The sequence below is a fragment of the Indolivaga macrotermitis genome, from assembly GCF_900128985.1.
GTDB classification, from domain to species: Bacteria; Bacteroidota; Bacteroidia; order Bacteroidales; family Dysgonomonadaceae; genus Dysgonomonas_A; species Dysgonomonas_A macrotermitis.
The window spans coordinates 65972-90831 of sequence record NZ_FQUC01000013.1 but is presented as its reverse complement, the minus strand read 5'-3'; the positions used below and the strand labels follow the sequence as shown (position 1 = coordinate 90831).

Sequence of the window (24860 nt, the reverse complement as noted above, 5' to 3'; positions counted from 1 at the left end):
AAGTTTGTGTTAAGAAGGAGAGTCTGCGAAGTGATTTCGCGGACTTTCTATTTTTTTATACTTTCCCTTCATTTCTATTGACTACGGATGAGCATAAATCATCGAATTTTCCTAACTTCGTAATAAGGTTATATCTAAGAGTTTATTTGGTTGCCGGGCAACAAGATTCCTTCCGATCAATATAACTGAGAATAGAAGAGATAGGTTCTTAATTCAAAAGTATAATTATGAGAAAAGTAACGAAAGAAGAAGCACTGCTGTACCACTCGAAGGGCAAACCCGGTAAGATCGAAGTAGTACCAACTAAACCATACAGTACACAGACCGATCTGGCATTGGCATACTCACCCGGAGTAGCAGAACCGTGCCTCGAAATAGAAAAAAATCCACATACTGCATATGATTATACTACTAAAGGGAATCTGGTAGCTGTAATATCTAACGGAACAGCCGTTCTTGGTTTAGGTGATATAGGTGCTTTGGCCGGAAAGCCTGTAATGGAGGGCAAAGGGCTGTTATTCAAAATATTTGCAGGAATAGATGTATTCGATATAGAAGTTGACGAAAAAGACCCGGATAAGTTTATCCAGACCGTAAAAGCTATTTCTCCTACATTCGGAGGAATTAACCTAGAAGATATAAAAGCCCCGGAATGCTTTGAAATAGAACGACGGCTGAAAGAAGAACTGGATATACCGGTGATGCACGATGACCAGCACGGAACGGCTATAATATCATCTGCGGCCTTATTGAATGCTCTTGCGATAGTAAATAAGAAAATAGAGGATGTACAGGTAGTAGTCAACGGTGCAGGAGCATCGGCTGTAGCTTGTACTAAACTATATATGAGCCTCGGTGTGCGTAAAGAAAACATAGTGATGTGTGATAGTAAGGGTGTTATTTCGGTAAAAAGATCTAATCTGAATGAGCAAAAACGTTTCTTCGCAACAGATAAAGATATAACCACTCTGGCCGATGCGCTAAGAGGAGCCGATGTTTTTCTCGGTTTGTCGGTTAAAGGGGTAGTTACTCCCGATATGTTGAGATCGATGAATGATAACCCGATTGTTTTCGCTTTGGCAAATCCCGATCCGGAAATAAGTTACGAAGATGCCATGCAATCCCGGCAGGATGTTATTTTTGCGACGGGGAGGTCTGATTATCCCAATCAGGTGAATAATGTGCTTGGGTTTCCTTATATTTTCAGGGGAGCACTGGATGTCAGGGCTACAGGTATTAACGAAGAGATGAAGCAGGCAGCGGTAAGGGCATTGGCCGATCTGGCTAAAGAACCCGTTCTTGATGTCGTAAATGCAGCGTACGGTTTGCAACGCACGGTATTTGGTAGAGATTATATCATACCCAAACCCCTTGATCCCAGATTACTGACAAAAGTATCGATGGCGGTAGCAAAAGCTGCTATGGAATCGGGTGTTGCACGTAAACCGATTAACGATTGGAATGCTTATGAGAACCGCCTGACCGAAATGATGGGGTATAGCAATAAACTGGTGCGCCAATTGACTTCATTGGCGAAAAAACATGTTAAACGGATTGTCTTTTGCGAAGGTAACCACATCAATATGATAAAGTCTGCCGTAATTTGCGCGCACGATGGAATCTGTCATCCTATACTAATCGGTAACCCCGAACGTATTTACACTATTGCTCAAGATAATAATCTGAATCTGGAAGGTATAGAGATAATAAACCACAGGGCTATCAGTGAAGATCAGAGACGCGACAGGTATGCTAATATACTTTCTCATAAGCGTGAAAGGCAGGGCGTCACTTATCTGGAAGCCTTCGAGAAAATGAACGACCGTAACTATTTCGGTATGATGATGGTAGAGACGGGCGATGCCGACTCTTTGATTACAGGAGTATATAGCCATTATCAGGATTTTGCTCAAAAAGCGATAGAGGTAATAGGTTTACGTCCCGAAACAAAACATTTCGGAGCCATGCATATAATACAAACTAAAAGGGGAACATTCTTTTTGGCTGATACTCTTATCAACAGGTGGCCTAATACAGATGCTCTGATAGATATTGCCCGGTTAACGAACAATGCGGTGAAATTCTTCAATTACGAACCGGTGATGGCTATGCTTTCTTTCTCAAACTTTGGTGCTGATAATAATGGTAGTCCCCAAAGTATTTCGGATGCGGTAAAATATTTACACGAAAATCATCCGGAGATTGCTGTAGATGGCGAAATGCAGGTTAACTTTGCACTGAAAAAAGAGCTGAGGGACGAGATGTTTCCTTTCAATAGGATTAAAGGAAAAGATGTCAATACATTAATATTTCCAAACCTGAGCTCTGCGAATATCATCAGCCGTTTACTGGTAGATATGGGAATAGCTGGCGAAACGATAGGGCCTATACAGATGGGACTGAATAAACCGGTTCACTTTACAGATATCGAGAGTTCGGTACGCGATATAATCAATCTGGCTACAGTAGCGGCGATTGATGCTATTGTATATGAAAGTAAAGAATCAAAATCAAATAAAACGGAATAAACTTCGTTTATATTATTACTTTAAACTCAATAAAATTGATTTGCATGAAAAAATTATTGTTTATTTTATTACTTCCTTTTGTTTTTGTTGCTTGTACCGGAAATGGACCAGAAGGTGCTGCAAAAGGATTCTCTGAAAGCATGGCAAAAGGAGATATGACAGAAGCAAAGAAGTATGTTACTCCGCAGACCGGAGCTTTATTGGATATGATTGGAAGTATGGGAGGATCGGAAAAGATGCCTACATATCCTGACTATAAATTCGAAATGGTTAAAGATTCTATCGAAGGTGATTCCATTGCTTGGGTAACATATAAGACTCCTACCGGAGACGAGGATGTTCTTAATCTGGTAAAGCAAGATGGAGAATGGAAAGTATCGATGGGTAAATGACCTGTCTTTAATACTTCTGATTATTTGTTTTTGGGGGTGTAGTTCTTCGGAAGAAAAAAAGGATACGGATACCATATCCAAAGAAGAAAAATTACTACTCGAAAATGGAGATATAATATACCGGCATGGGAATGGCATCTTTTCGGGGTACTTTGTAAGTACGTCACAAAAAGAGCAGCTTTATTCTCACGCCGGTATAATTTCTATTAAAGGAGACTCCATTTATGTGATTCATTCCGAAGCCAGTGAATTTACCGGCATAGGAGGAGTTAGAAAGGAGACTTTACAAACTTTTCTGAAGGATATTTCTACATGGGGGGTATATCGTTTAGATACAACTATGGTTGTCAGGGATAGTGTTGCTTTGGTAGCAAGTAACTATCTGAATAAGAATATATCTTTCGACTTTGATTTTAACAGCCTGAATGATGATAAGATATATTGCACCGAACTTATAGCGTTATCCATAAATAAAGCTGCTAGCAGGCAGTTGATAGAGGCTAAAGGAAAACTCGGGAGTAAGACTTACTTTGCAGTGGATGATACCTACATGATACCCCAGATGAAAAAGATTATTTCCCATCATTCTGAAAACAAGCAGTCCAATTAAAGAACAAAATCTGAAAATTAAACGGCAGGTAAACTCATACCTGTAATTTTACGGTAGAGATCGAGCGCATAGATGTCGGTCATACCCGATATATAGTCCAATATGGCAAGTATGCGGGTGTATAATGAAGGATCGTTCACTTCGTATTGTTCCGGAACTCTACGCAATAATAATTGGGAATATGCCTTGTCCGGATTCAGTATGGCATCCATCAAAGCGTCAAGTAGGATACCTATGATGCGATGACCTGCAAGTTCGATATCCAGAACGTCTTTAGCTCTGTAAATGTATGTAACACTGTATTCCGTACAGGTTTTGTAGGCTTTGGCCGAGAGCTCGGGAATATGCTTTATCAAAGCACCTTCGAAAGTTCCGGCTAATATAGCTTCTTCATTATCTATAAATACCTGTGCACATTCGTTAACAAGCAAGCCTATTACATTGGAGCGGAGATATGCAAGCTGTTCATTCACATCATTGACGTGCTGCATAACTTTTTCCATCTTCCCCTGTTTCTCGGGAGGGAAGAAATTCATAAACAGCTCAACAGTCTTTTCTGTTGTCAGTATATGTAATTTATGAGCATCTTCAATATCCATGATCTTGTAACAGATATCATCCGCAGCTTCAACTAAATATACTAATGGATAGCGAGCCAGCCTGAGTGGCTGTTCCTGCAAACGGGGAATGCCCAGTTCTTCTGCAATTTTGTTAACAGATTCTTCTTCTGCCTGAAAAAAACCGAACTTTCCTTTGTTGTGTGCTAACTCCGAAGAGAAAGGATATTTGATGATGGAAGCCAGCATTGAATAAGTCATGGCAAAACCGCCTTTGCGGCGTCCTACGAATTGATGGGTAAGAAGGCGGATGGAATTGGCATTACCATCGAAGTTTGTAAAATCTTCCCATCGTCCTTCGCTTTTTACTATGTCGTGGTATAGCGGGCGTCCTTTACCTTCCGAAAAGTAAGTGGCAATAGCTTTTTCCCCCGAATGTCCGAATGGGGGATTGCCCAAGTCGTGTGCAAGACAGGCTGCGGCAACAATAGAACCTATTTCTTCGAAAGCTATATCAGTATCAGGGTATCTTTTTCTTAGTGCTTTTGATACAATCAGGCTGATAGATCTGCCGACTGAAGATACTTCCAGGCTGTGAGTCAGTCGGTTGTGAACAAATACACTACCCGGAAGAGGGAATACCTGAGTTTTGTTTTGCAGCCTTCGGAAAGGAGACGAAAATATCAACCTGTCATAATCTCTCTGAAAGTCAGAACGGTCATGCTGACGGTCGTCGTGATACTCTTCCATTCCGAATCTTTTGGATGATAATAGTTTACGCCATTCCATATTTTTCTGTCAATTTAGCAGTTCAAAGATAAGGCTATTCAGCTAAAAAACATTGTAGTAGTCAAAAAAATAAGGTCAAAGACTATAGTAGTTTTGACCTTATCGGGTATCTTGAATTTCTAGTGATACTTATTTTCTGTCCTGAATTAATCTGTCAGCCATTGCTTTGCCCAGTTTTACGCAAGCCTCATAAACAGGTATATTCATAGATTGTTTCATTTCAACAGGTTCACCAATAATTTCGAAGTTAGTTGATTCCGCAAAATTACCGATGCGTTTTACCGCTGCACCTGCCCAAGTGAATGAACCGAAGTAAGAGAGATAACGGTTTTTCATATCGCGTTCTTCTATCTTTTCCAGGATAGCGCTTATCTCAGGAAAAAGGCGGTTGTTGTATGTTGGCGAGCCTATAATCAATCCTTTGTATTTAAATATATCTCGGATGATGTAAGAATGCGCCCGTTTAGATGCGTTGTGCATAATTACTTCTTTTATACCTTGCATGGCTAATTCGTGTGCAATGGTTTCCGCCATTTGCTCGGTATTTCCGTACATACTGCCGTATACGATAACAACACCTTCGTCGCCTTCGTATTTGCTCAGCTTATCATAAATGGATATCACTTTCTGTATTTGTTCGGGGATTGTCCATGTAGGACCGTGTGTCGAGCAGATATAGTCGATTTCCAGATCACTTAATTTTTCTAATGCTTTTTGTACGGGAGAACCGAATTTTCCTACTACATTCGAGTAGTAACGGATCATCTCATCGTAATATCGCTCAGGATAAAGCTGTCTGTCGGTAATACCTCCGTCTATTGTTCCGAATGTTCCAAACGCATCTCCCGAAAACAGGATTTTATCGGTAGTATCATATGTCATCATCGTCTCAGGCCAGTGTACCATGGGAGTCAGATAGAATACAAGATTATGTTTTCCTAAAGGAAGTTCTTCTTTATCTCCTATGATTTTTATGTTGTCGGTGATATTATAAAAACCGGCAATCATATCGGCTGTCCTTTTATTTCCGACAATTTCTACATTAGGATATTTTGATCTCAGTAATCCTAACGAGCCGGAGTGGTCGGGCTCCATGTGATTGATTACCAGATAATCGAGAGGTCTTCCGTTAAGGGCTGTTTCTAATTTTTGAAAGAATACATCTGAATAACAAACATCTACAGTATCGAACAGAGCTGTTTTTTCGTCCAGAATCAGATAAGAGTTATAAGATACACCTTTAGGTAAAGGCCATAGATTTTCGAATAAAGCTTTCGTCCGGTCGTTTACACCAATATAGTAAAGGTCTTCTTTTATTTGAATAGGTTTTAACATAACAGTATATTAAGTAGCGTTTTTATTTTTTCTCTTTCAAAGAATTATATATGAGGCAAATTCCCCAGATAACGAATGGCAGGCTGAGCAGTTGTCCCATGTTCATGCCAATTGTTTCGCGCATTTGTATTTCGAACGGCTCTTGTACGTATTTAATATATTCGATGAGGAATCTTGAGAAGAAAATACCTATCAGCGATATACCCAGAATCAACCCGCGTTTTTCTTTAGCTTTCGTTTTGTAAAACATATACATACCCGCACCGAATATGATCAGGTAAATAAGGGCTTCGTATATCTGAGTCGGATGACACGGGAGTTCTCCTGCTCCTCCCATCTCCAGAGGAAGATGCCAGTTGCGGTCCAATACGAAATTGAATCCCCATGGCATTGTGGTAGGACCTCCGTAAATTTCGGAATTCATGAGGTTACCCAAACGGATAAATGCGGCTCCGATGGCAACCCCTATCACCAACCGGTCGAGTACCCTGATGGTCATTTCACGGGTAAGGTATACCATGTAGACACATAGTCCCAGAAGTAATCCTAAGAATGCCCCGATAGTACTTAAACCTCCATCCCAGAACATAAGCATCTTAAACGGACTTTGTAAATATACTTCCGGTGCATCAAAGAAGCAATAACCTAGCCTTAAGCCCAGAATAAGTCCGATAAGCCCGAATATGGAGAATTGTTTCCAGTTGATCTTTTTCTTATCTATAGTTTGAGAGTAGAAACATACGGCAAGAGTCATCCCTATGGCTCCTCCATGACTGGCAAGCCCTCCTTCCCAAATTTTAAAAAGTTCGAGCGGATTGGATAAATAATGTACCGGATCGTAGAATAAACAGTGACCAAGCCGTGCCCCGACAATGAGTCCGACAACGACGTACAGAAATAATCTGTCGAAGAGTTTATCCGGTTCTTTTTCGTACTTGTACATTTTCTGTACGAAATAAGATGTACAGAGGATACCGACAGCCCAGCATAATCCATACCAACGGACTTCACGGCCAAATAAATTAAAAAGCTCGGGATTTATATCCCAGGTGACAAAAGTAAGCATACTTTGTTTTTCAGTTAATCATTATCACTATTCTTTCTCTTCAATCTAAAAGTGTTGTCCACAGTGAATTAAATCAGGAACTTTAAATAGTTTAATTTTTATTATTGAAATGGCTCAAAAGTCTTTCAATGGTAGGCAAAGATAAATAAAATAATATAGAATCATTCTGATTAAGTAACATAAATATAGCTTTGCCGGTTCTGTCTTTTGCGCTACGGTAAACTTATACGGATTACCAAAAACAAAAGCAATCGAATAAATGACTGCTTCTGTTTCTGTATTTTATTTATAAAGGCTTTTGGCTATTCCTAACTCTAGACCTCGTAACTCGGCTATGCCACGCAGGCGTCCGATACACGAGTATCCGGGATTGGTCTTCTTGTTCAGGTCGTCTACCATCTGGTGACCATGGTCGGGACGGAAAGGAATCGATATATTGCGTTTTTGCTGAATTTCGAGGAACCCTTTCATTACATTATACATATCTACATCGCCTTCGAGATGGTTTGCTTCATAAAAATTGCCATCGGCATCCCTTTGGGTTGAGCGTAGATGGACAAAATTGATACGGTCTCCCAGATCGACAATCATTTCAGGAAGGTTGTTATCCGCCCTTACCCCGAATGATCCGGTACAGAAGCATAGACCGTTTGAAGGGTTAGGTACGGCGTCGACCAGTTTTCCGAAGTCTTTAGCTGTACTGAGTATACGCGGTAATCCTAGTATCGAGAAGGGTGGATCGTCGGGATGTATGGCTAATTTTATTCCGGATTCGTCTGCTACCGGAGCTATTTCGCTGAGAAAAGAAATAAGGTTAGCCCGGAGTTTTTCTTCGTCAATACCTGCATAGCGGTCGAGTTGCTTCTGAAATTCTTCGAGTGTAAAACTTTCTTCGGCACCCGGCAAACCAGCTATCATGTTACGGACAAGTAAAGCTTTTTCGTCTTCATTCATCTTTTCGAATCTTGCTTTAGCTTTAGCAATCTCTTCGGTAGAATAATCCTTTTCGGCACCCGGACGTTTGAGTATAAACAGGTCGAAGGCGAGAAAAGCCGCTTTCTCGAAACGTAATGCTTTAGAGCCATCGGGCATTGTATATGCCAGATCGGTACGAGTCCAGTCTAATACAGGCATAAAATTGTAGGTAACTATCATTACTCCACATTGCGCCAGATTGCAGATACTTTCTTTGTAATTCTCGATATACTGTATATAGTTTCCTTCACGGGTTTTTATGTGTTCGTGAACGGGAATACTTTCTACAACCGACCATTTTAACCCAACGGCTTCAATTTCGTTTTTCCGTTTCTGTATTTCATCGACAGTCCATACTTCACCGTTCTTTATGTGGTGTAAGGCTGTAACTATACCGGTGGCACCGGCCTGTTTTATATCCCAGAGGCTTACGGGGTCATTAGGTCCGTACCATCTCCATGTTTGTTCACTAAGTATCATGTTTCTTTTAGTATTAAAGATTTAAAGCATTAAATTGAGTATGAATCGAATCCTCCGTCAACAACCAGTATCGATCCGTTGACAAAGGTAGAAGCATTGCTTACCAGATAGTGAACTGATCCGAGAAGTTCGTCGGCTTCACCGAAACGCTTAAATGGTGTATGTGCAACAACCGATTTGGCACGGTCTGTATAAGACCCGTCAGTATTAAGCATCAGGTTTCTGTTCTGGTCAGTGATAAAGAATCCGGGAGCAATTGCATTTACCCTGAATTTATCTCCGAATTTGAGAGCTAATTCGCCTGCCATATATTTTGTGAAGTTGGCAATAGCCGCTTTGGCCACACCGTATCCCATTACCCGGGTAAGCGGACGGAATGACGACATGGAAGCGATATTGATAATGTTCCCCGCACGGTGTTTTACCATAGCTTGTGAAAATACCAGAGTAGGAATAACCGTTCCGAAGAGGTTGAGGTCTATTACTTTACGAAAATCATTCATGTCTACATCAAATATTGTTTTATCGGGTGGAATAACAGCACCGGGCATATTTCCTCCTGCAGCATTGATAAGCACATCTATTTTGCCATATTTCTTAACTATCTGTTCCCTGCAGCATTCGAGGCTTGCTTTGTCCATTACGTCCGATTTGAAGAATGTGACATTATAGCCTTTTTCCCTGATTTCTCTGGCAAGGGCTTCTCCTTTTTCGAGCGAACGTCCAAGTATAGCTACTTTGGCTCCGTTTGCCGCCAGATATTCAGACATACTCGATCCTAAGATTCCATATCCGCCTGTAATAACAACAACTTTGTCTTTGATATTGAATAATTCGTTTTCCATTAATACGGGGTTTAATTATTATAATTGATATTTAATTCATAGTATTTTAAGGTTTCATCCCTCTTTATTGGTTTTGTAAGTAATATTATTAAATACTTACTTCTTTTATAACCTGAAATTATTATAGTTATCTATATTTTCCTTCACAAGTATATCCAGAGGCATGTAATTCAGTTTTTCGGGACATTGTTTAAACAGCAAATAATTACTTAATGCTTTAACACCATCATATCCTTGCAGTCCGGGCCGTTGAGCTATAAGAAACGAAACCTGATCGTTTTTCATAGCATCAGTATTTTTTTCGATAGAGTCGTAGCCTATCAATACGATATTGTTGTTTTCCGGGCTATGTAACTTTTGACAGAGAGCAGCCAGTTCATATATTCTCGAATTGAACACAATACCTCCGACAGCTCCGGCCGTATTTTCTATAATTTCCTCAATTTGCCTGATTGCGCTAACGTAGTTTTGGGGATCGATTTCGATAGGATGAAGAGTCCCGTTAAACCGGGTTTTATGGAGATAATCTTTGAATCCCAACTCACGTCCATGCATTTGGGTAGATGTCCCTTTATCTGTATTTTTAATGTGTGCAATAATGATATCAGCCGATTTCCCTATTTCTTTGGTCATCAGTTTGGCCGCGATCGTTCCGCTCACAAATGAGTCTGCTCCGAAGTAGGCCAGATTATTTAGACCGGGGATATTGGAGTCGATAAACACATAAGGTATCTCTTTTTGATCCAACTCTTTCGATATGTCAATTACCCTGCTGCCAAAGAGGGTAGCTATAAGTATTCCGTCAAAATCCTTATTGGCGATATTGCTGGTTACTTTCATAAATGAGTCGGTTTCCTGCTGGTCAAAAAATACATATTCAACCGAAACGTTGAAATTCTTGAGTTCGGCAATAGCTCTGTTTATACCCTCTGTGACCTGTTCCCAATAATCACCTTTGGCATAGTCGGGAATGATGGCACAAAGCCTGTACACACGCTTGGATGCTAGAAACCGGGCGACCATGTTAGGTTCATAGTTGATTTCCTGTAATACCCGCTCTACCTTTTCCCGTTTTTCTTCCGACACATATCCTCTTTTATGAAGAACCCTGTCGACAGTTCCTGCCGAAACTCCGGCTAGTTTTGCAATATCGACAATACGTATATTTCCTTTCTGATCGTTACTCATGCGCATTAAATTCTAAATGGTGTGTACGCACACATATTGAAGGCAAATATATGGATTATTCGATATAAAAGGCAAACTTTTCAAAAAAAGATTTTAATGGAAACATTTATTGTAAAATACCGATGCGGCCTGTATTTCCTTTTATCTATATATTGAATTAAAGATACAAAGATAAAATAAAAAAAAGATGAAATTGGTGTCACCTTTGTCACTTTTGTCACCTTTTTATTTATTAGGTATTGATTATAAGGGTAATGGGTAGGTGACAAAGGTGACAATAGGGTAACATTGATGTATAAGATTTTGTATAAGAATGTTTACAAGATGAACGGATAAAGGGTAAATATGCTTCTCTGCTGCTACCTAAAAGCCTTATTAGCTATGTTATTTGTAGATTATTCCTTATTTTTATACTCAAATGAAAAGGGATACGGTCTCAGGCCTTTGATCGGTACTGCGGGTAGAGCAATAATAGCCGGCTATCTTTAAAAAACATTTCATTAAATACTGTTATTTTATATTATGAAATCGGGACATATTTTAGTTGTGGATGATAACCGGAATGTATTAAGTGCATTGCGTATTTTACTCGAAAACTATTTTGAGAAGGTTACTTTATTGACAACACCTAACCAGTTGCTCGTTAGCCTAAGGGAAGGAAAGCCCGATATTGTTCTACTAGATATGAACTTCTCGGCCGGTATTAATTCAGGAAACGAAGGTTTGTACTGGTTGGCCGAGGTAAAGAAATATGACAAAGATATACCGGTAGTCCTATTTACAGCATATGCAGATATCGATCTTGCAGTAAAGGCATTAAAAGAAGGGGCGAGCGACTTTGTTGTAAAACCTTGGGATAACGCCAAATTGATAGCGACTTTACAATCTGCTTATTCCCTTCGGAAATCGCAAAAGGAAATAAAACGACTGAAAGAAAAGCAAGGTGTATTGAGCCGTGTTCTCAATCGTGAAGAAGAATTGTGCTGGGGTAAGTCACCTGTGATGCAGCAGCTGCTGACCCTGATAGAAAAGGTAGCTAAAACCGATGCCAATATACTGATAACCGGAGAGAACGGAACGGGGAAAGAAGTTGTAGCTCGTGAGATTCACCGTTACTCGTCCCGGAAGGAAGAACCCTTAGTAAGTGTTGACATGGGAGCAATCACCGAATCCCTTTTCGAGAGTGAATTGTTCGGTCATGTCAAAGGAGCTTTCACTGATGCAAGGGCAGATAGGGCAGGGAAGTTCGAAGCTGCCGATGGAGGAACTCTCTTTTTGGATGAAATAGGTAACCTATCTTATACATTGCAGGCGAAATTATTGGTTGCATTACAGTCTCGCCATATCATCAGGGTAGGGAGCAACGACCCTATTCCCGTCAATATACGTTTGATCTGCGCAACAAACAGTAATCTGCACGAGTCTGTGCAAAACGGAACATTCCGCGAAGACTTACTATATCGTATCAATACTATTCAGGTAGAGATTCCCCCATTACGCGATAGGAAAGAAGATATATCGTTACTAGCCGATTTTTTCCTTCAAAAATATGCATCGAAATATGCTAAAGGAGCACTGAGGCTATCTAAAGAAACTGTTCGTAAACTCGAATCTTACTCTTGGCCGGGCAACGTCCGCGAACTTCAGCATGCTGTGGAAAAAGCAGTGATTTTGTGTGACGGAAGCGAACTTCAGCCATCTGACTTTTATATGAAAGAGCAAAGTGACCGCACCGGCAACGGAACAGCCTCAATAGATAATATGAGTCTGGATGAGGCAGAGCAATTGCTGATCGGTGCATCACTCAAAAGAAACGGAGGTAATATGTCGGCAGTAGCAGCAGAGTTGGGTATCACCCGTCCGACTCTTTATAGTAAGATAAAGAAATACGGACTCTAAATTGATTGGTATATGTTTAAATCTATTCATAATAAACTGGTTATACTTATAGCGTTACTGATTGTTTCAGTTTCTTTGCTTACTTATTGTCTTGTTGCCGGATATTATGTTTATGCAGCTTTGCCAGCCTTGTTGTTGGTTATATGCCTTTCTGCTTTGTCTCATCAATATAATAAGTATAATCAAAACATCTTATTTCTGCTCAATGCATTAGACAATGGAGATTACTCATTCCATTTTACAGAGACAAAGATGTCTGTACGTGAAAAGGAACTCAACATGATGTTGAACCGTATCAAGGATATTCTGACCAATGCCCGTAAAGAGGTTATACAGAATGAGAAATTCCTGAGCCTTATTATTGAGAATGTCACAACCGGGATTGTCATTGTTACCGAGCGAGGCAATGTGAGAACTGTTAACCAGATGGCATTAAGGTTATTGGGGCTGCCTGTTTTTACCCATCTCAATCAGCTGAATGCGATAAATGAAAGCTACCCTGAATTGTTTTATCAGATAAAGACGGGAGACCAGCAACAAATCTCGGTAATCAATGAGAGGGAAGAAGTACAGGTAAGCATACAGGCTTCGCTGATAAAGGTAAAAGATGAGACCATTAAAGTAATAACTCTTAATAATATAGGCAACGAACTCGAAGCTAAAGAAATGGAATCGTGGATACGGTTGATCCGTGTAATGACCCATGAAATAATGAACTCCATAGCTCCTATTTCTTCGTTAAGTGAAACGATGCTGACTCTGTTGAATAATCCGGATATGGAGTATGAAACCGAAAGTCTGAAGAATAATACAAGGGAAGCCTTTGATACAATACATATTACAGCTAAAGGGCTGCTTTCGTTTGTTGAATCGTACCGGAGGTTTACAGGAGTGCCTAAGCCGGTTATTAAACCCTTCGAACTACTTCCGTTAGTAAACAAATTAGTGCATTTACAGGAACATCTGATGGAGGAGAAAGGTATTGAAACCAAAATCATATCGGAAGACAATAATCTTATAGTTGCCGGAGATGAGAATCTGATAACTCAGGTATTAGTCAATATAATAAAGAATGCTATTCAAGCAATTGGTGCTTCGGAGAATGGTAAGATCTTTATCAACTGTAATAGACAAGATTCCCATACTTACATCGATATCAGTAATACCGGGAAACCGATCCCGAAAGAAGAACTATCCAGTATCTTCATTCCCTTCTTTACCACTAAAGAATCGGGCTCGGGTATCGGATTGAGCATATCCCGTTATATTATGCGTTTACACGGAGGAAAGCTGATGCACTCTCTTTCCCCCGAAGGATATACAACATTTACTTTGGTATTTCCTAACTGATAATTTAATCATTTTTCAATGCTATAACAGGATTCATAGTCGCCACTTTCCAGGTCTGATAACTTACTGTTATCAGAGCAATCATAACAGCTAATAATCCGATAAGGGCAAATATCCACCAGTCGAGGGATGTTCTGATCATATAGTCATCCAGCCATTTATTCAGGGCGAAATAGGAAATAGGGCAAGCTATAACAAATGCAGTAAGTACCCAGATAATGAAATTCTGGTTCAAAAGCTTTATTAGGTCAGAGGTTGTAGCTCCGTTGACTTTTCGTAACCCGATCTCTTTTATTCTTCTTTGTGTAGAATAATAAGCCATAGCAAATAAACCCGCTACTGTTATAATAATGGTTATAAACATCGCAAAGAGCAATACTTTACCAGAATTTGTGTCTGCTTTATAGAGGTCGTGATATATTGTATCCATATACAGATATTCAAAAGGAACGAGAGGAATCTCGGCTTTCCATTTTTGCTCTATTTTATTCAAAGCTCTTTCAGGATCACCTTTTATTTTGAAAAAGATCGGGCCTGTCCATTTTGATCCTAATTTTATATACACTTGAGGATCTACCGGCGAATGGAATGAACGTGTTTGAGCGTCTTTTACGACTCCTGCAATAGTCATAGAACGAGGTACATCTCCATTCGGAACTATAATCTTTCCTACAACCGGAGCCGTTAATCCAAAAACCTTGACAGCAGATTCATTAATAACACATATCCTTAAGCTGTCGGCAGTATCCAGATACAGAGGATTTTCTCCTTCTATGATTTTCATATCGAAGAAATCGAAATAGTTGGGTTTTATACGGCAGACTTCGGCGTTATATAATACTTCCAGATTATCAGGTAAACTGAATCCCCAACCCTGAACCCAATTCGTAGGTAAAGAGTTCTTCTTCGTAACATCGATAATTGAGGTTTCCTGCATCATTTCGGTACGGAACGATTCAAAGTTTTCCCCGAATTTATCCCTGTCGTTTACTGTGATTATATGCTCGGTATTAAATCCTTTATCATGGCTAACCATAAAATCTATTTGCTTGTATATAAAAACTACAACAGTCAGAAGTATAATTGAAACCGAGAACTGGATAATAATGAGACTCTTTTGTAAAAGAGAAACACGCTTGCCCCTGAATTTACCTGATAAGGTTTCGATTATATTGAACTTCGTCATATAAACAGCAGGGAATGAACCCGCCAGAAGCGTAGTAAATACAAACAATACTATAATGTAAATATAAAATATGGGTGATGTAAAATCTATTTCTATGCCGGAGTTGACAAACTGATTAAATACAGGTAACGTAAAATATGTCAAAGCAATACCAATAATAATAGCTGTAAGAACATAATAAGCTGTTTCCAGATAAAAGTCCCTGATAAGAGCCCATTTGGTAGCACCCTGAGATTTACGGATACCTATACTCCGGGCTCTGATAAATGAGGTCGAAACAAAAAGATTTGCAAAATTAATACATGAAAGAACTAATATAATTAAAGAGATAGAAGCGAATACGACGACAAGCGATTTGCTCTCAGAAACAGAATTATCAAATTTAGCTGACACTTTTTCCAAGTGAATATCTTTGAGTGGCTGTAATATAACTTTCGCTTGATTCAACTTATAAAAGTCAATACCATTTTGAGCAATCTCACTAAGCCCTTTTGATAACTGTTCTTTATCAGTATTATCCCTGAGTAGAAAATAAGTGGTAAACACATCTGACCAACCCCATTGATTTTTCAGATAATATCCGAACAAAGGGAAAACATAATCACCTTGAATATGTGAGTTTGCCGGAATATTCTTCATAACTCCACTCACTGTAAAATCTTGATCACTGTATTTAAATTGTTTTACCTATCGCATTTTCTCCGGGAAATAGCCTTTTTGCTGCTTTTTCGCTGATAACGACTTTGTCGGGGCTATCTATTACAGAAGCCGCATTATCTCCTTCTATAATAGGGAAAGTAAAGACTGTAAAGAAGTTATTATCGGCTATTAGTGTTTTCGAATCAGGGTATATCTGGTTTCCGACCCAGACTTCTTCATTGTTGTAATTTATAACAACTCTACACATAGCTTCGATATCAGGATATTTAGCAATTGCTTCTTCCCCGTATGGTTTGAATATCGATGGGTAGAGGTTTTCAACCCCATTAACCTTTACCTGAGTGATAGACCGGTATATACGATTTCCATTAGTATGGAAATTATCAAAACTAAAGGATTGTATAGTCCAAAGCCCAACAATAACTGATACCATAATACCCAAACTCAGGCTACTGATATTTAGAATACCAACAGTTTTCTGCTTGACGAAGTTTCTTATAAATAGTTTTAACATTATACCCTGATATTTTAGTAATAACTTTACTTGGTTTATAACTTATTGGCAACTTCGGTTACAATCTGTCCGTCGAACAGATTGATTACTCTATGGGCAAAAGACGAGTCGTGTAACGAGTGCGTAACCATAACAATAGTAGTACCTTCTCCATTCAGCTCCGACAATAAGTTCATAACATCCTGACCGTTTTTAGAGTCAAGATTACCTGTCGGCTCATCGGCAAGTATTAGTTTTGGATTAGCTACAACCGCGCGGGCTATGGCTACACGTTGCTGCTGTCCTCCCGATAACTGATTCGGGAAGTGTTTTGCCCGATGGCTGATATTCATTTTATGAAGAGCCTCTTCTACACGGGCTTTACGATCGGATGCACTAACTTTCATGTATATAAGCGGAAGTTCTACGTTTTCATATACATTCATTTCTTCGATAAGATTGAAACTCTGAAATACAAAACCGATATTTCCTTTACGGGTTTCTGTACGGTCTTTCTCTTTTAGATGTCCAACTTCTTTATCTGCTAAATAATAATCGCCGGATGAGGGGTTATCCAGTAGCCCCAGAATATTTAGAAGTGTAGATTTACCACATCCCGAAGGTCCCATAATGGCTACAAACTCTCCCTCTTTTACATGTAATGAAACATCATTCAAAGCAACGGTTTCGATCTCTTCTGTGCGGAATACTTTCTTTAGGTTATTGATCTTAATCATAATTTTATGTTTTTTGTTATGTTATTTTACTATTAATTGACTGTGAGCATTTAATGATATATTTTCGGTATATAACCGATTATTATTGTTTATAGGTCTGTGACCTTAATTTTTTAAAGATGCTACCGGATTTTCATTAAGCACTTTGATACTTATCCCGGAAGTGACAGCAATGGCTATGATACATTGTAATAATATTGGTAAAGCAAATACAATCCAATTAACAGATGTTCGGTTTGCATAATTCTCGAGCCAATTTGTCGACAGGAAGAAAGCTATAGGTATAGCTATAATACCTGCTATTAAGACCCATTTCAAAATGTCGAATGACAATAAGTTAAATATATTCTGTTTACTGGCACCATTCACTCTCCGTATGCTCAACTCTTTTTTCCGGCGTATGGTGTTGAAGGCATGGATTGCTAATAAGCCCAACATAGAGATAAATACAGAAAGGAACGAAGCTAATAAAAGAATTCTCGACTGTATCTCCAGATTTTTGAATTTACCTTTGTATATATCTTCTAGCCACGCCGGGTTTATCATATATGCTGCATCTATCTTTTTGGTCACATTCTGTATAATCGTCTGTACATCCAGCCGGTTCATATTATCGGCATATTTGATATATACAGAACCGGCATGCTCCCGATATGTAAGGATAATTGGAGTTATCGGATTTTCTAGTTTATTATAATAAAAGTCCTTTACTACTCCCCTGATTTCTTTTTGCCCTTTATAATCGACTACTGTACCCACAACCGGATATTGGAGTCCCAGCATCCTGATCGCAGCTTCGTTAAGTATAATAGATTTACTATTCTTACCTTCCTCATTTTCTTTATAGAACTCACCTTCGACCAACTGTAATTCCAGCATTTCGCATATTCCGTCCGTAATACGGTATTCCGAAATGGATTGGGAAATGGTTTGTCCCAATAAAGATATTCCTTGACCACTGGTTCCCATACCGAATGTATGATCAGACATTGCCACTCTCAAAATGCCTGTTTGCTTTTCCAGTTCTTGTTTTAAAGTTCCATACTCTTTGTGCAGGCTGCTATTTATATATAAGACAAGTACATTCTTTGGATTATAACCAAGCGGTAAATCTTTTAGATAGTTCGTCTGCATATTCACAACAAGGATAAAGGATATTATTACAATCGAAATAATTGACTGGAAAACTATGATAACAGACGTTAGGCGACGCTTAGAAAATAGAATCCTGTTAGCCAATATTTCTAAAGTATTGAACCTCGCCAGATACAAAGTCGGGTAGGAAGCGGATAAAAAGACGGTCAAAACAAAAACAAAGACGACCGAAATTATAAACACAGGGTTATACAGTTGCGCCAAATCGATATCACGGTCTATAAGCTCCGGAAAATAAGGGGTGAAGAGCAAAAGTAGCCCAAAGCCGATGATAAATGAGATAAGTACAACGAAGAATATTTCGGACAAAAATAACTTGCTTATGTCTTTTATACTAGCACCGTTCGATTTACGTACACCTATCTCTAACATACGTGTTTCGCCTTGTGCTATAAAGAGATTTATAAAATTAGTGATAGCTAATAATAATATAAAAACGGCAATAGCAGAAAGAAGCCAAACAAAAGATATGCTGCTTTTCTTTCCTAATGTATTGGTCGCTTTCGTATATAAATAGATATCGGCCAACTTCTCGGTTACACCATAGCCTTTTCCGTCGAAACCTTTCAGAAACTCTGAAGTAAGCTCAGTGTATTCTTTCTCTACAGCAGTTCGGGTTTCATCCACCGAAACGCCTTTCTTTATCTTGTAAAAAGTAAAAAACTCAATAGAAGGCCAGCTTTTTATATCATTATTCATCGATATTAGTAAATCGAAACTGAAATGGGTATTCTGAGGCCATCCTTTAATAACACCCCGTACAGTGTATTCGGTAACATCCATTTTTATAACCTTATTCATGGCCTTATTTATTCCTCCAAATATGATATTGGCATATTTTTCGGTAATAACGACTGAATTCGGAATATCCAGAGCTTCTTTATTCCCGTCTATAAATTCGATACCGAATACATCACAGAATCCCGATTCGGTCATATGCGAAGGGATATTCTGAAAATTCTCGTTTTCATATTTTATATCAGATTCTCCCACAAAATATATTTGTGTCGCAGCCTCGATACCCGGTACTCTCTGAGGAATATCGGTTAATGCCCGCCGTGTTGCAATGGGGATAGTATTTGCTTCTCCATTGGCTTCCATTACGGTATTCAGGCTTATGATACGGTCATTGTCCGGTATCGATTTGTCGATACTTAATTCGTTTACGACAAACAGAAGTAGCATAATGGAAGTTGCAAGGCCGATTGCAAGCCCTGTAATATTCACGAATAGAAACAACCGGGAGCGTTTGTAAGATCTGAGTACATTCATAGTATTTTCGTTTATTCAAAGATTAATTCTTCTACATCTCCATAAGTGTCATATCCTGAGGTTATAACTTTTTCGCCCGGGTCCAGCCCTGCCGTTACTTCATAGAAGGTCGGATTCTGACGGCCGATACTTATTTTCCGGCGGACAGCTTTCTTTCCATCAGGTGTAACTACGAATATCCATTGTCCTCCAGTAGTTTGATAAAATGCTCCACGGGGAATAAGTACAGCTTCTACAGGCTGTCCCAGTTGTAAGTTGATGTAGTAGGTTTGTCCTGCGCGTATATTGTCAGGTCGTTCCCCTACAAATATAAAATCTGTTTTGAACTGTTTTTCCCTTACTTCGGGATATACCTTTCGTACTCTTAAAGCAAAATTCCTATCCTGACGTTCGAAGGATGCATCCAGCCCGATTTTCACCCTGTCGATATAATGTTCGTCAATAGAAGCTTCGATCTTATAATCTGAAAGGACACTGATTTGCCCGATACGTCCACCGGAGGATACCGATTGCCCTATTTCCACATCCAGCAATCCCAGTTGACCGTCAACAGGAGCTTTTACATTCAGGTTATCGACACGCTGACGAACCAGTATCAGATTCTGACGCATGTTGTATAAACTCTCTTCCATTTGTTGTACTTGTATACCACGGTATATAGAGTCCTGCTTTTGGCGTTCAACAACCAGTTTACGTCCGTCTACGGCATACTCGTAGTCTTCTTTTGATTGAAGATATTCTTCTTTCGAGGTAAGGTTCTCGTCATACAGCTGTTTGTACTGGAGGTATTTTCTTTTTTTACGTTCTACATCCAGATCTAACTGTAGCTTTTCCTTTTTTAGGTTTAGTTTCTCTTGTTCCATGGAAACCTGAGTATTCCGTAAGAAGTTTTGCTTTTCGGCAAGTTGAGCTTCGCTATCCAGAATATTAAGATTTAGCATGGGATTGGTAAGCCTTATTATAATCTCGCCTTGTCGAACAGTTGCACCTTCTTCAACTAAGCGTTCGGCAACCATTCCACCTTCCACGGCGCTAAGCTGAATGGTGTTTATTGGTTGTACTTGCCCATTGACGCGTACATAATCATTGAATTCGCCTTTGGTTACTTCCTGAATGCTTACTTTTTTGCTATCTACATTCATTTTTGAGGCATGATTACCGAAAACCAACCAAGCGATAACGATTAGTACGAATGCTCCGCCGGCGATATAGGGTATATGTTTTTTTTGTAACCCCTTTTTCTTTTCTATAATTCTGTCCATATTGCGTTTGTTTTTTTCGTTACTGTATAAAGGGTTGTCCTTTGTAATAAGCTACCAATTTTGTTTTTAACTGATATTTCAAACCGGCATTAAGTTGTTCCACTTTTGCTTCAAGCAGTCTTTTGGAACTGGTAGTAAGTTCTAAAGCGCTTATGAGGCCTTCGGTATATTTGCGCTGGTTGACGTTATGTGCGGCATCCATTGCTACAACTTGTTGTTGTGCCTGAATGTATTCCTCGCCTTGTCCGTTCATATCGGCTACCGCTTGTTCTATTTCGCTGTATACAGTCCGTTTAGTCTCCTCTAATTCATTTTGGGCAATAATTACATTCTGCTTACTTCTCTTTACGGAGTTAAGGTTTGAGAAGCCGTTGAAAATAGGGATACTCAATGTAAAGCCAACATAATATCCTCTACGGTCTCTCAACTGGTCTGTAAATGAAGAGTATGCACTGCCATCCATTAATCGGGAGAAATTGGTAGAATAACCCGCTCCTAAATATAGGGACGGTAATAAACTACCCTTACTGACTTTGTACTGAGCTTTTTGTGCGAGTAATGCTCTTTCCGAAGCTAGTATCTGAGGAGAATATGTAACAGCCTTTTCAAAAATCTCGAAGGCATTGTCTTTTTCAGCAGAGACAAGTACATCGTTGTTCGTTTTGGTATCTATAGAGATCTCTTGATCCATAGGATAATTCATTTTCTGTTTTAACCGTATGATTTCTATATCAAGTAGATTTTGTTGTTTTATGAGGTTGTATTTATCAGAAGCAGCTTTTGCTTTTATTTCCAGCACATCAGGTCCGGCTTTTAATCCCAGTTCCTGCATGCGGGTAACTTGTTTTAGTGTGGTTTCACTTTCTTCCAGTTGCTGAACAGCTAAATCTACAGTCCCTTGATAGTATAAAATATTGAAGAATATTTCCATTGTTTCGAAAGCCAACATATCTTCTATCTGACGGAGCTGTTCTTTCCCCATCATTTGATTCATTTTCTGAAGTTTTATTCTGGAAACCTGGGCAAGTCCGTCGAATAATAATAATGAGGTTTGTAAGCTGTATGTATTGTTAAATGAGTTTTTATCGATATAAGTATTTGTCTCGGAATCCAGCCCGCGTCCAAAATTGAATGTAGCACCAACTGTGCCATTTACTTTGGGCAGGAGTCCTCCGATAGCTTCAGTATGATTCAATTTATATATCTGGTTTTGTGAATTTTGTTTTGTACGTTTCGAACTATGTTCTATCGCATATTGCATACATTCGTTTAATGTCCAGACTTTATCTTGAGCCGGAAGATATAAGCTGATGTTTACAAACAGGATTAATAAAAAATATTTCATACGATTAACTGCTTTTATGTTTTTAATAACTAAAACTATGCCATTGTTTGTAAATAGTAGTTTATCAGTGTGTTATAGGTGTGTGTGCTTGCCGTCTTTGTAAAAATATATTACACAACAATGAAAAATATTTTTACAGATAACACTATGTCTATAGATGTAAATCTTATATTTGGCTGAAAATATAAATCGGGATAAGGATGAAAAAAGGGATAAAGTATTCGTTATTTGGAGTAGGTGGCATAGTAGCTTTATATTGTGCAATTAAATTCTTTTGGATTATGGGGCATTTTGCCGGAAGTTACCCCTATACAGAATATTATGAGTTTAATACCAAACGGGATGATCTGATAAAACTTGTAGAATGGTACAAGAGAGATAATCCCGATCATGCATTGAAAGGGGAATATTTTGTCGGAAGTCGAGAGGGAAATTTTTATCATACTTATTTTTATTTTCCGGATATAGACTATTCGGTTCATTGCCATATTCGGTTGAATGGAGATGATACACCAGCTTATCTCGGTTTTGACGGAGTATCCAAAGGAACTAATTTTGGAGGATGGAAAGATATTAATACTTCAGATCTCACAAAAGAGGAGAATAAAATGTTTAAACGAAAATTTGAAGAAGAGATATTATCTAAAGTAGGACCATTCAAAAAAGATGAGAGCTTTTTCAAATGGTTTAACGAAAATTTTTAGTGCTACCATTTACTGAGGTTATTCCCAGAATTTTATCCACCAGAGACTGTTTATATAAACTAAGGTGTGTATACATATATGATTTTCTTCTGAAAAGTATTATCTTTGTATTGGATATTAGCACAGAAAGTATTTTGTAAATAATATCTAGGTTGGTATAAAGTGTTATATCAAAACAACAAACTCACGGGGTTGACTGGCTTTGACAGCGAGATGAAGTGGTTTGTAAGCATGCAGTGCATAGTCGGCTGGCACTATAATCTCAGACGTCAAAATTTTAACTGGCGAAGAAAATTACGCTCTTGCTGCTTAATCGAAGTATAGTAGATATAGCTTAATCTCGGCACATGTGTTGAGACAAGACATCACCCGGAAGCTGTGGCTCCGAAGCGTTTCGAATCGGTGGTGTAGGTAAATCGGAGATAGGATAGGGGAGGTTTTGGCTCCTGTTCGAAAATTAAGAAACTAAGGTTTGGGTTGATAGCTTTGGTCTTGCCCACTCCCGACAATTAAAGCAAAGATAAGCATGTAGAAAGCAAATTAGTTCCTTGTTTGGACGAGGGTTCGACTCCCTCCAGCTCCACAAATGAAACCTGCAGGAATGCGGGTTTTGTTATATATAGAACAAAGTTATTTATTCTCAAATGACTTCACAATCTGTTCAAGTTCAGAAAAAGGGATCTTCCATTTGATATTATAGGCATTGACCGGCCAGGCTTGCAATACTGTATCTACTTTGAGCTTATGATTTTTGACGACATTGTAGCAACTCGTCTCGCGTTTGCTAAGCTTTTTCATTTCTCCTTTTTCAGGTATGAATAGCAAGTCTCCTTGGTATAACATCTTTTCTTCCGGAAAGTAAAATGTAAGGTAATCATATGTATGATTAGACTTATCGCCTATAAAAATTATCTGCATTTCATATTTTCCGTCCGAGATTATATAAGGTTTATCTTTGTCTATTGTCTCAAATTGCAGTGGTTTGCTTTCTAATTGAAGACTATAGGTAGTTATTGTATGCAGATTCGATATTTGTTCTGTTATATATTCATAGTTGTCTTGTATTGATAACACTGTAGCGCCTTTGTGAACAAATGCACGCAATCCTCCCAGATAGTGTGGATGGAAATGTCCTGCAATAAAATATCTGACGGGTTTATGAGAAGCAATCTTACAGGCTTCCGCAATAATAAATTCACCGTTCTAGCTACGTTTGGGTGCTTCAACAGCCACAAAAAAGTTTTCGAATTCCACGAGTAATGCAATTGTATTTTCCTCTTTTATATTTATCAGATGAATATGGTCACTATACCGGGTTATTTCTATCTCAGCCGTTTGCCCCTCCTTTTGAGGAGCGCTAGCCTCCCATCTTTTTATCGCCTTATCTGTAACTGATATCTGGCGGATTTCTATCTTATCGGATATCTTACCATTGAGTTTCTCTATCCTTATCAACTGAGGAATATATATCCCTTGCTGTTCGGTATAAGAGGAGTAATAATATATGTCTTCCATATCGCCTAACGACTTTCCGAATCCGGAAATATCATCATACCGGGTACGGACTTTTTCGATCAGGTAATCTGATTTACGGATCTTAAATTCGACCAATACTTTATTTATCATAACCTTATATCCGGCATATTTATCATTTTCGAAATAAGGCAATAGATCGGGGTTCTTATCATAGATGTATTTTAAGAGATATCCCGGATTATAACGTATTGTCATAACCAAATATTCATATATCAGATTATTATCAATCGGGGATAGCTCAGCGTTACTATTATAATCATATAACAATAGGTGATTGTCTGCCAGTTGAAACGAAGAGGCTATTTCTCTTGCATTTGTAGAAATAGTATCTTGTCGCATAAAAGTCAGCCCGTCCGTTTGTATTATCCCTTTAATGTTGTATTCTGTTCTGCTCCATGGTTTAAATCCATGATTAAGATAACCTGAGTTTTCACTATAGGAGAGATTTAGTGTTTTATTATAAGAAAACAGAGCCTGTTTTTTCTACAGATATTTG

General features: G+C 38.7%; 20 protein-coding genes and 1 other RNA gene. 7 read left to right on the top strand and 14 right to left on the bottom strand.

The genetic code is table 11. The features are described from left to right. Positions 1-227: 227 nt before the first annotated feature. Genes BUC12_RS15265 through BUC12_RS15255 form a run of 3 tightly spaced genes read left to right on the top strand, consistent with a single transcriptional unit; the run spans position 228 to position 3530 of the window. The gene (locus BUC12_RS15265; protein ID WP_062181246.1) at positions 228-2528 is read left to right on the top strand and encodes an NADP-dependent malic enzyme; all 2301 of its coding nucleotides are present in this window, start codon (positions 228-230) and stop codon (positions 2526-2528) included. Positions 2529-2572: 44 nt separating this feature from the next. Continuing rightward, on the top strand, positions 2573-2920 hold the full coding sequence (locus BUC12_RS15260) for a DUF4878 domain-containing protein (protein ID WP_062181243.1): 348 nt from the start codon (positions 2573-2575) through the stop codon (positions 2918-2920). After that, entirely contained in the window at positions 2889-3530 is a 642-nt protein-coding gene (locus BUC12_RS15255; RefSeq protein ID WP_062181240.1) for a YiiX/YebB-like N1pC/P60 family cysteine hydrolase, read from the top strand. Before BUC12_RS15260 ends, BUC12_RS15255 begins: the two co-directional genes overlap by 32 nt. A gap of 17 nt (positions 3531-3547) precedes the next feature. Here BUC12_RS15255 and BUC12_RS15250 read toward each other — a convergent pair whose 3' ends face one another. From BUC12_RS15250 to BUC12_RS15225, 6 genes are all read right to left on the bottom strand, one after another. After that, complete coding sequence (locus BUC12_RS15250; RefSeq protein WP_062181237.1) at positions 3548-4876, bottom strand: deoxyguanosinetriphosphate triphosphohydrolase; 1329 nt, start codon at positions 4874-4876, stop codon at positions 3548-3550. 129 nt (positions 4877-5005) lie between these two features. Beyond that, on the bottom strand, positions 5006-6211 hold the full coding sequence (locus BUC12_RS15245) for an FprA family A-type flavoprotein (RefSeq protein WP_062181234.1): 1206 nt from the start codon (positions 6209-6211) through the stop codon (positions 5006-5008). Positions 6212-6233: 22 nt separating this feature from the next. After that, the gene (locus tag BUC12_RS15240) at positions 6234-7277 is read right to left on the bottom strand and encodes a prolipoprotein diacylglyceryl transferase (RefSeq protein ID WP_062181229.1); all 1044 of its coding nucleotides are present in this window, start codon (positions 7275-7277) and stop codon (positions 6234-6236) included. A gap of 282 nt (positions 7278-7559) precedes the next feature. Further along, a complete protein-coding gene (uxuA, locus tag BUC12_RS15235; protein WP_062181226.1) occupies positions 7560-8732 on the bottom strand; it encodes a mannonate dehydratase in 1173 nt (390 codons plus the stop codon). Positions 8733-8761: 29 nt separating this feature from the next. Further along, complete coding sequence (locus BUC12_RS15230) at positions 8762-9577, bottom strand: SDR family oxidoreductase (RefSeq protein ID WP_062181224.1); 816 nt, start codon at positions 9575-9577, stop codon at positions 8762-8764. Positions 9578-9682: 105 nt separating this feature from the next. After that, positions 9683-10765, bottom strand: coding sequence for a LacI family DNA-binding transcriptional regulator (locus BUC12_RS15225; RefSeq protein WP_070808598.1), 1083 nt, complete (start codon positions 10763-10765; stop codon positions 9683-9685). 522 nt (positions 10766-11287) lie between these two features. Between BUC12_RS15225 and BUC12_RS15220 the strand changes: the two genes are divergently transcribed. Beyond that, positions 11288-12664, top strand: coding sequence for a sigma-54-dependent transcriptional regulator (locus tag BUC12_RS15220; RefSeq protein ID WP_175552637.1), 1377 nt, complete (start codon positions 11288-11290; stop codon positions 12662-12664). A gap of 12 nt (positions 12665-12676) precedes the next feature. Then, positions 12677-14014 (top strand): sensor histidine kinase, encoded by a 1338-nt coding sequence (locus tag BUC12_RS15215; protein WP_062181215.1) that lies wholly within the window; start codon positions 12677-12679, stop codon positions 14012-14014. 4 nt (positions 14015-14018) lie between these two features. Here BUC12_RS15215 and BUC12_RS15210 read toward each other — a convergent pair whose 3' ends face one another. From BUC12_RS15210 to BUC12_RS15190, 6 genes are all read right to left on the bottom strand, one after another. Next, positions 14019-15839: an ABC transporter permease gene (locus BUC12_RS15210; protein ID WP_062181212.1), complete on the bottom strand. Its 1821-nt coding sequence runs from the start codon at positions 15837-15839 to the stop codon at positions 14019-14021. A gap of 34 nt (positions 15840-15873) precedes the next feature. Next, positions 15874-16374: an ABC transporter permease gene (locus tag BUC12_RS19755; protein WP_062181209.1), complete on the bottom strand. Its 501-nt coding sequence runs from the start codon at positions 16372-16374 to the stop codon at positions 15874-15876. A gap of 35 nt (positions 16375-16409) precedes the next feature. Then, complete coding sequence (locus BUC12_RS15205) at positions 16410-17090, bottom strand: ABC transporter ATP-binding protein (protein ID WP_062181206.1); 681 nt, start codon at positions 17088-17090, stop codon at positions 16410-16412. A 105-nt stretch (positions 17091-17195) separates the two neighbouring features. Further along, positions 17196-19517, bottom strand: a complete 2322-nt coding sequence (locus BUC12_RS15200) for an ABC transporter permease (RefSeq protein WP_062181203.1) — start codon at positions 19515-19517, stop codon at positions 17196-17198. A gap of 11 nt (positions 19518-19528) precedes the next feature. Continuing rightward, positions 19529-20779 carry an efflux RND transporter periplasmic adaptor subunit gene (locus BUC12_RS15195; RefSeq protein ID WP_062181199.1) on the bottom strand — a complete coding sequence of 417 codons (1251 nt, stop codon included), beginning with the start codon at positions 20777-20779 and terminating at the stop codon, positions 19529-19531. Positions 20780-20798: 19 nt separating this feature from the next. Beyond that, positions 20799-22124: a TolC family protein gene (locus BUC12_RS15190; RefSeq protein ID WP_062181196.1), complete on the bottom strand. Its 1326-nt coding sequence runs from the start codon at positions 22122-22124 to the stop codon at positions 20799-20801. A 200-nt stretch (positions 22125-22324) separates the two neighbouring features. Here BUC12_RS15190 and BUC12_RS15185 point away from each other — a divergent pair, with 200 nt between their 5' ends. Continuing rightward, positions 22325-22828, top strand: coding sequence for a hypothetical protein (locus BUC12_RS15185; protein WP_062181193.1), 504 nt, complete (start codon positions 22325-22327; stop codon positions 22826-22828). Between the two features lie 188 nt (positions 22829-23016). Further along, positions 23017-23414, top strand: a transfer-messenger RNA (tmRNA) gene (gene ssrA, locus BUC12_RS15180). 44 nt (positions 23415-23458) lie between these two features. Here the strand turns inward: ssrA and BUC12_RS15175 are convergent. Then, positions 23459-23902 (bottom strand): MBL fold metallo-hydrolase, encoded by a 444-nt coding sequence (locus BUC12_RS15175; protein WP_062181190.1) that lies wholly within the window; start codon positions 23900-23902, stop codon positions 23459-23461. 129 nt (positions 23903-24031) lie between these two features. Next, positions 24032-24703 carry a hypothetical protein gene (locus BUC12_RS15170; protein ID WP_062181187.1) on the bottom strand — a complete coding sequence of 224 codons (672 nt, stop codon included), beginning with the start codon at positions 24701-24703 and terminating at the stop codon, positions 24032-24034. Positions 24704-24860 lie beyond the last annotated feature (157 nt).

What these genes read in the sequence shown, in the direction of transcription:
- BUC12_RS15250 (WP_062181237.1), bottom strand. Translation starts at nt 4,876, where the DNA reads ATGGAATGGCGTAAACTATTATCATCCAAAAGATTCGGAATGGAAGAG.
- BUC12_RS15230 (WP_062181224.1), bottom strand. Translation starts at nt 9,577, where the DNA reads ATGGAAAACGAATTATTCAATATCAAAGACAAAGTTGTTGTTATTACA.
- BUC12_RS15205 (WP_062181206.1), bottom strand. Translation starts at nt 17,090, where the DNA reads ATGATTAAGATCAATAACCTAAAGAAAGTATTCCGCACAGAAGAGATC.
- BUC12_RS15240 (WP_062181229.1), bottom strand. Translation starts at nt 7,277, where the DNA reads ATGCTTACTTTTGTCACCTGGGATATAAATCCCGAGCTTTTTAATTTA.
- BUC12_RS15170 (WP_062181187.1), bottom strand. Translation starts at nt 24,703, where the DNA reads ATGCGACAAGATACTATTTCTACAAATGCAAGAGAAATAGCCTCTTCG.
- uxuA (WP_062181226.1), bottom strand. Translation starts at nt 8,732, where the DNA reads ATGATACTTAGTGAACAAACATGGAGATGGTACGGACCTAATGACCCC.
- BUC12_RS15265 (WP_062181246.1), top strand. Translation starts at nt 228, where the DNA reads ATGAGAAAAGTAACGAAAGAAGAAGCACTGCTGTACCACTCGAAGGGC.
- BUC12_RS15245 (WP_062181234.1), bottom strand. Translation starts at nt 6,211, where the DNA reads ATGTTAAAACCTATTCAAATAAAAGAAGACCTTTACTATATTGGTGTA.
- BUC12_RS15260 (WP_062181243.1), top strand. Translation starts at nt 2,573, where the DNA reads ATGAAAAAATTATTGTTTATTTTATTACTTCCTTTTGTTTTTGTTGCT.
- BUC12_RS15220 (WP_175552637.1), top strand. Translation starts at nt 11,288, where the DNA reads ATGAAATCGGGACATATTTTAGTTGTGGATGATAACCGGAATGTATTA.
- BUC12_RS15225 (WP_070808598.1), bottom strand. Translation starts at nt 10,765, where the DNA reads ATGAGTAACGATCAGAAAGGAAATATACGTATTGTCGATATTGCAAAA.
- BUC12_RS19755 (WP_062181209.1), bottom strand. Translation starts at nt 16,374, where the DNA reads ATGTTAAAACTATTTATAAGAAACTTCGTCAAGCAGAAAACTGTTGGT.
- BUC12_RS15195 (WP_062181199.1), bottom strand. Translation starts at nt 20,779, where the DNA reads ATGGACAGAATTATAGAAAAGAAAAAGGGGTTACAAAAAAAACATATA.
- BUC12_RS15200 (WP_062181203.1), bottom strand. Translation starts at nt 19,517, where the DNA reads ATGAATGTACTCAGATCTTACAAACGCTCCCGGTTGTTTCTATTCGTG.
- BUC12_RS15190 (WP_062181196.1), bottom strand. Translation starts at nt 22,124, where the DNA reads ATGAAATATTTTTTATTAATCCTGTTTGTAAACATCAGCTTATATCTT.
- BUC12_RS15255 (WP_062181240.1), top strand. Translation starts at nt 2,889, where the DNA reads ATGGAGAATGGAAAGTATCGATGGGTAAATGACCTGTCTTTAATACTT.
- BUC12_RS15185 (WP_062181193.1), top strand. Translation starts at nt 22,325, where the DNA reads ATGAAAAAAGGGATAAAGTATTCGTTATTTGGAGTAGGTGGCATAGTA.
- BUC12_RS15215 (WP_062181215.1), top strand. Translation starts at nt 12,677, where the DNA reads ATGTTTAAATCTATTCATAATAAACTGGTTATACTTATAGCGTTACTG.
- BUC12_RS15210 (WP_062181212.1), bottom strand. Translation starts at nt 15,839, where the DNA reads ATGAAGAATATTCCGGCAAACTCACATATTCAAGGTGATTATGTTTTC.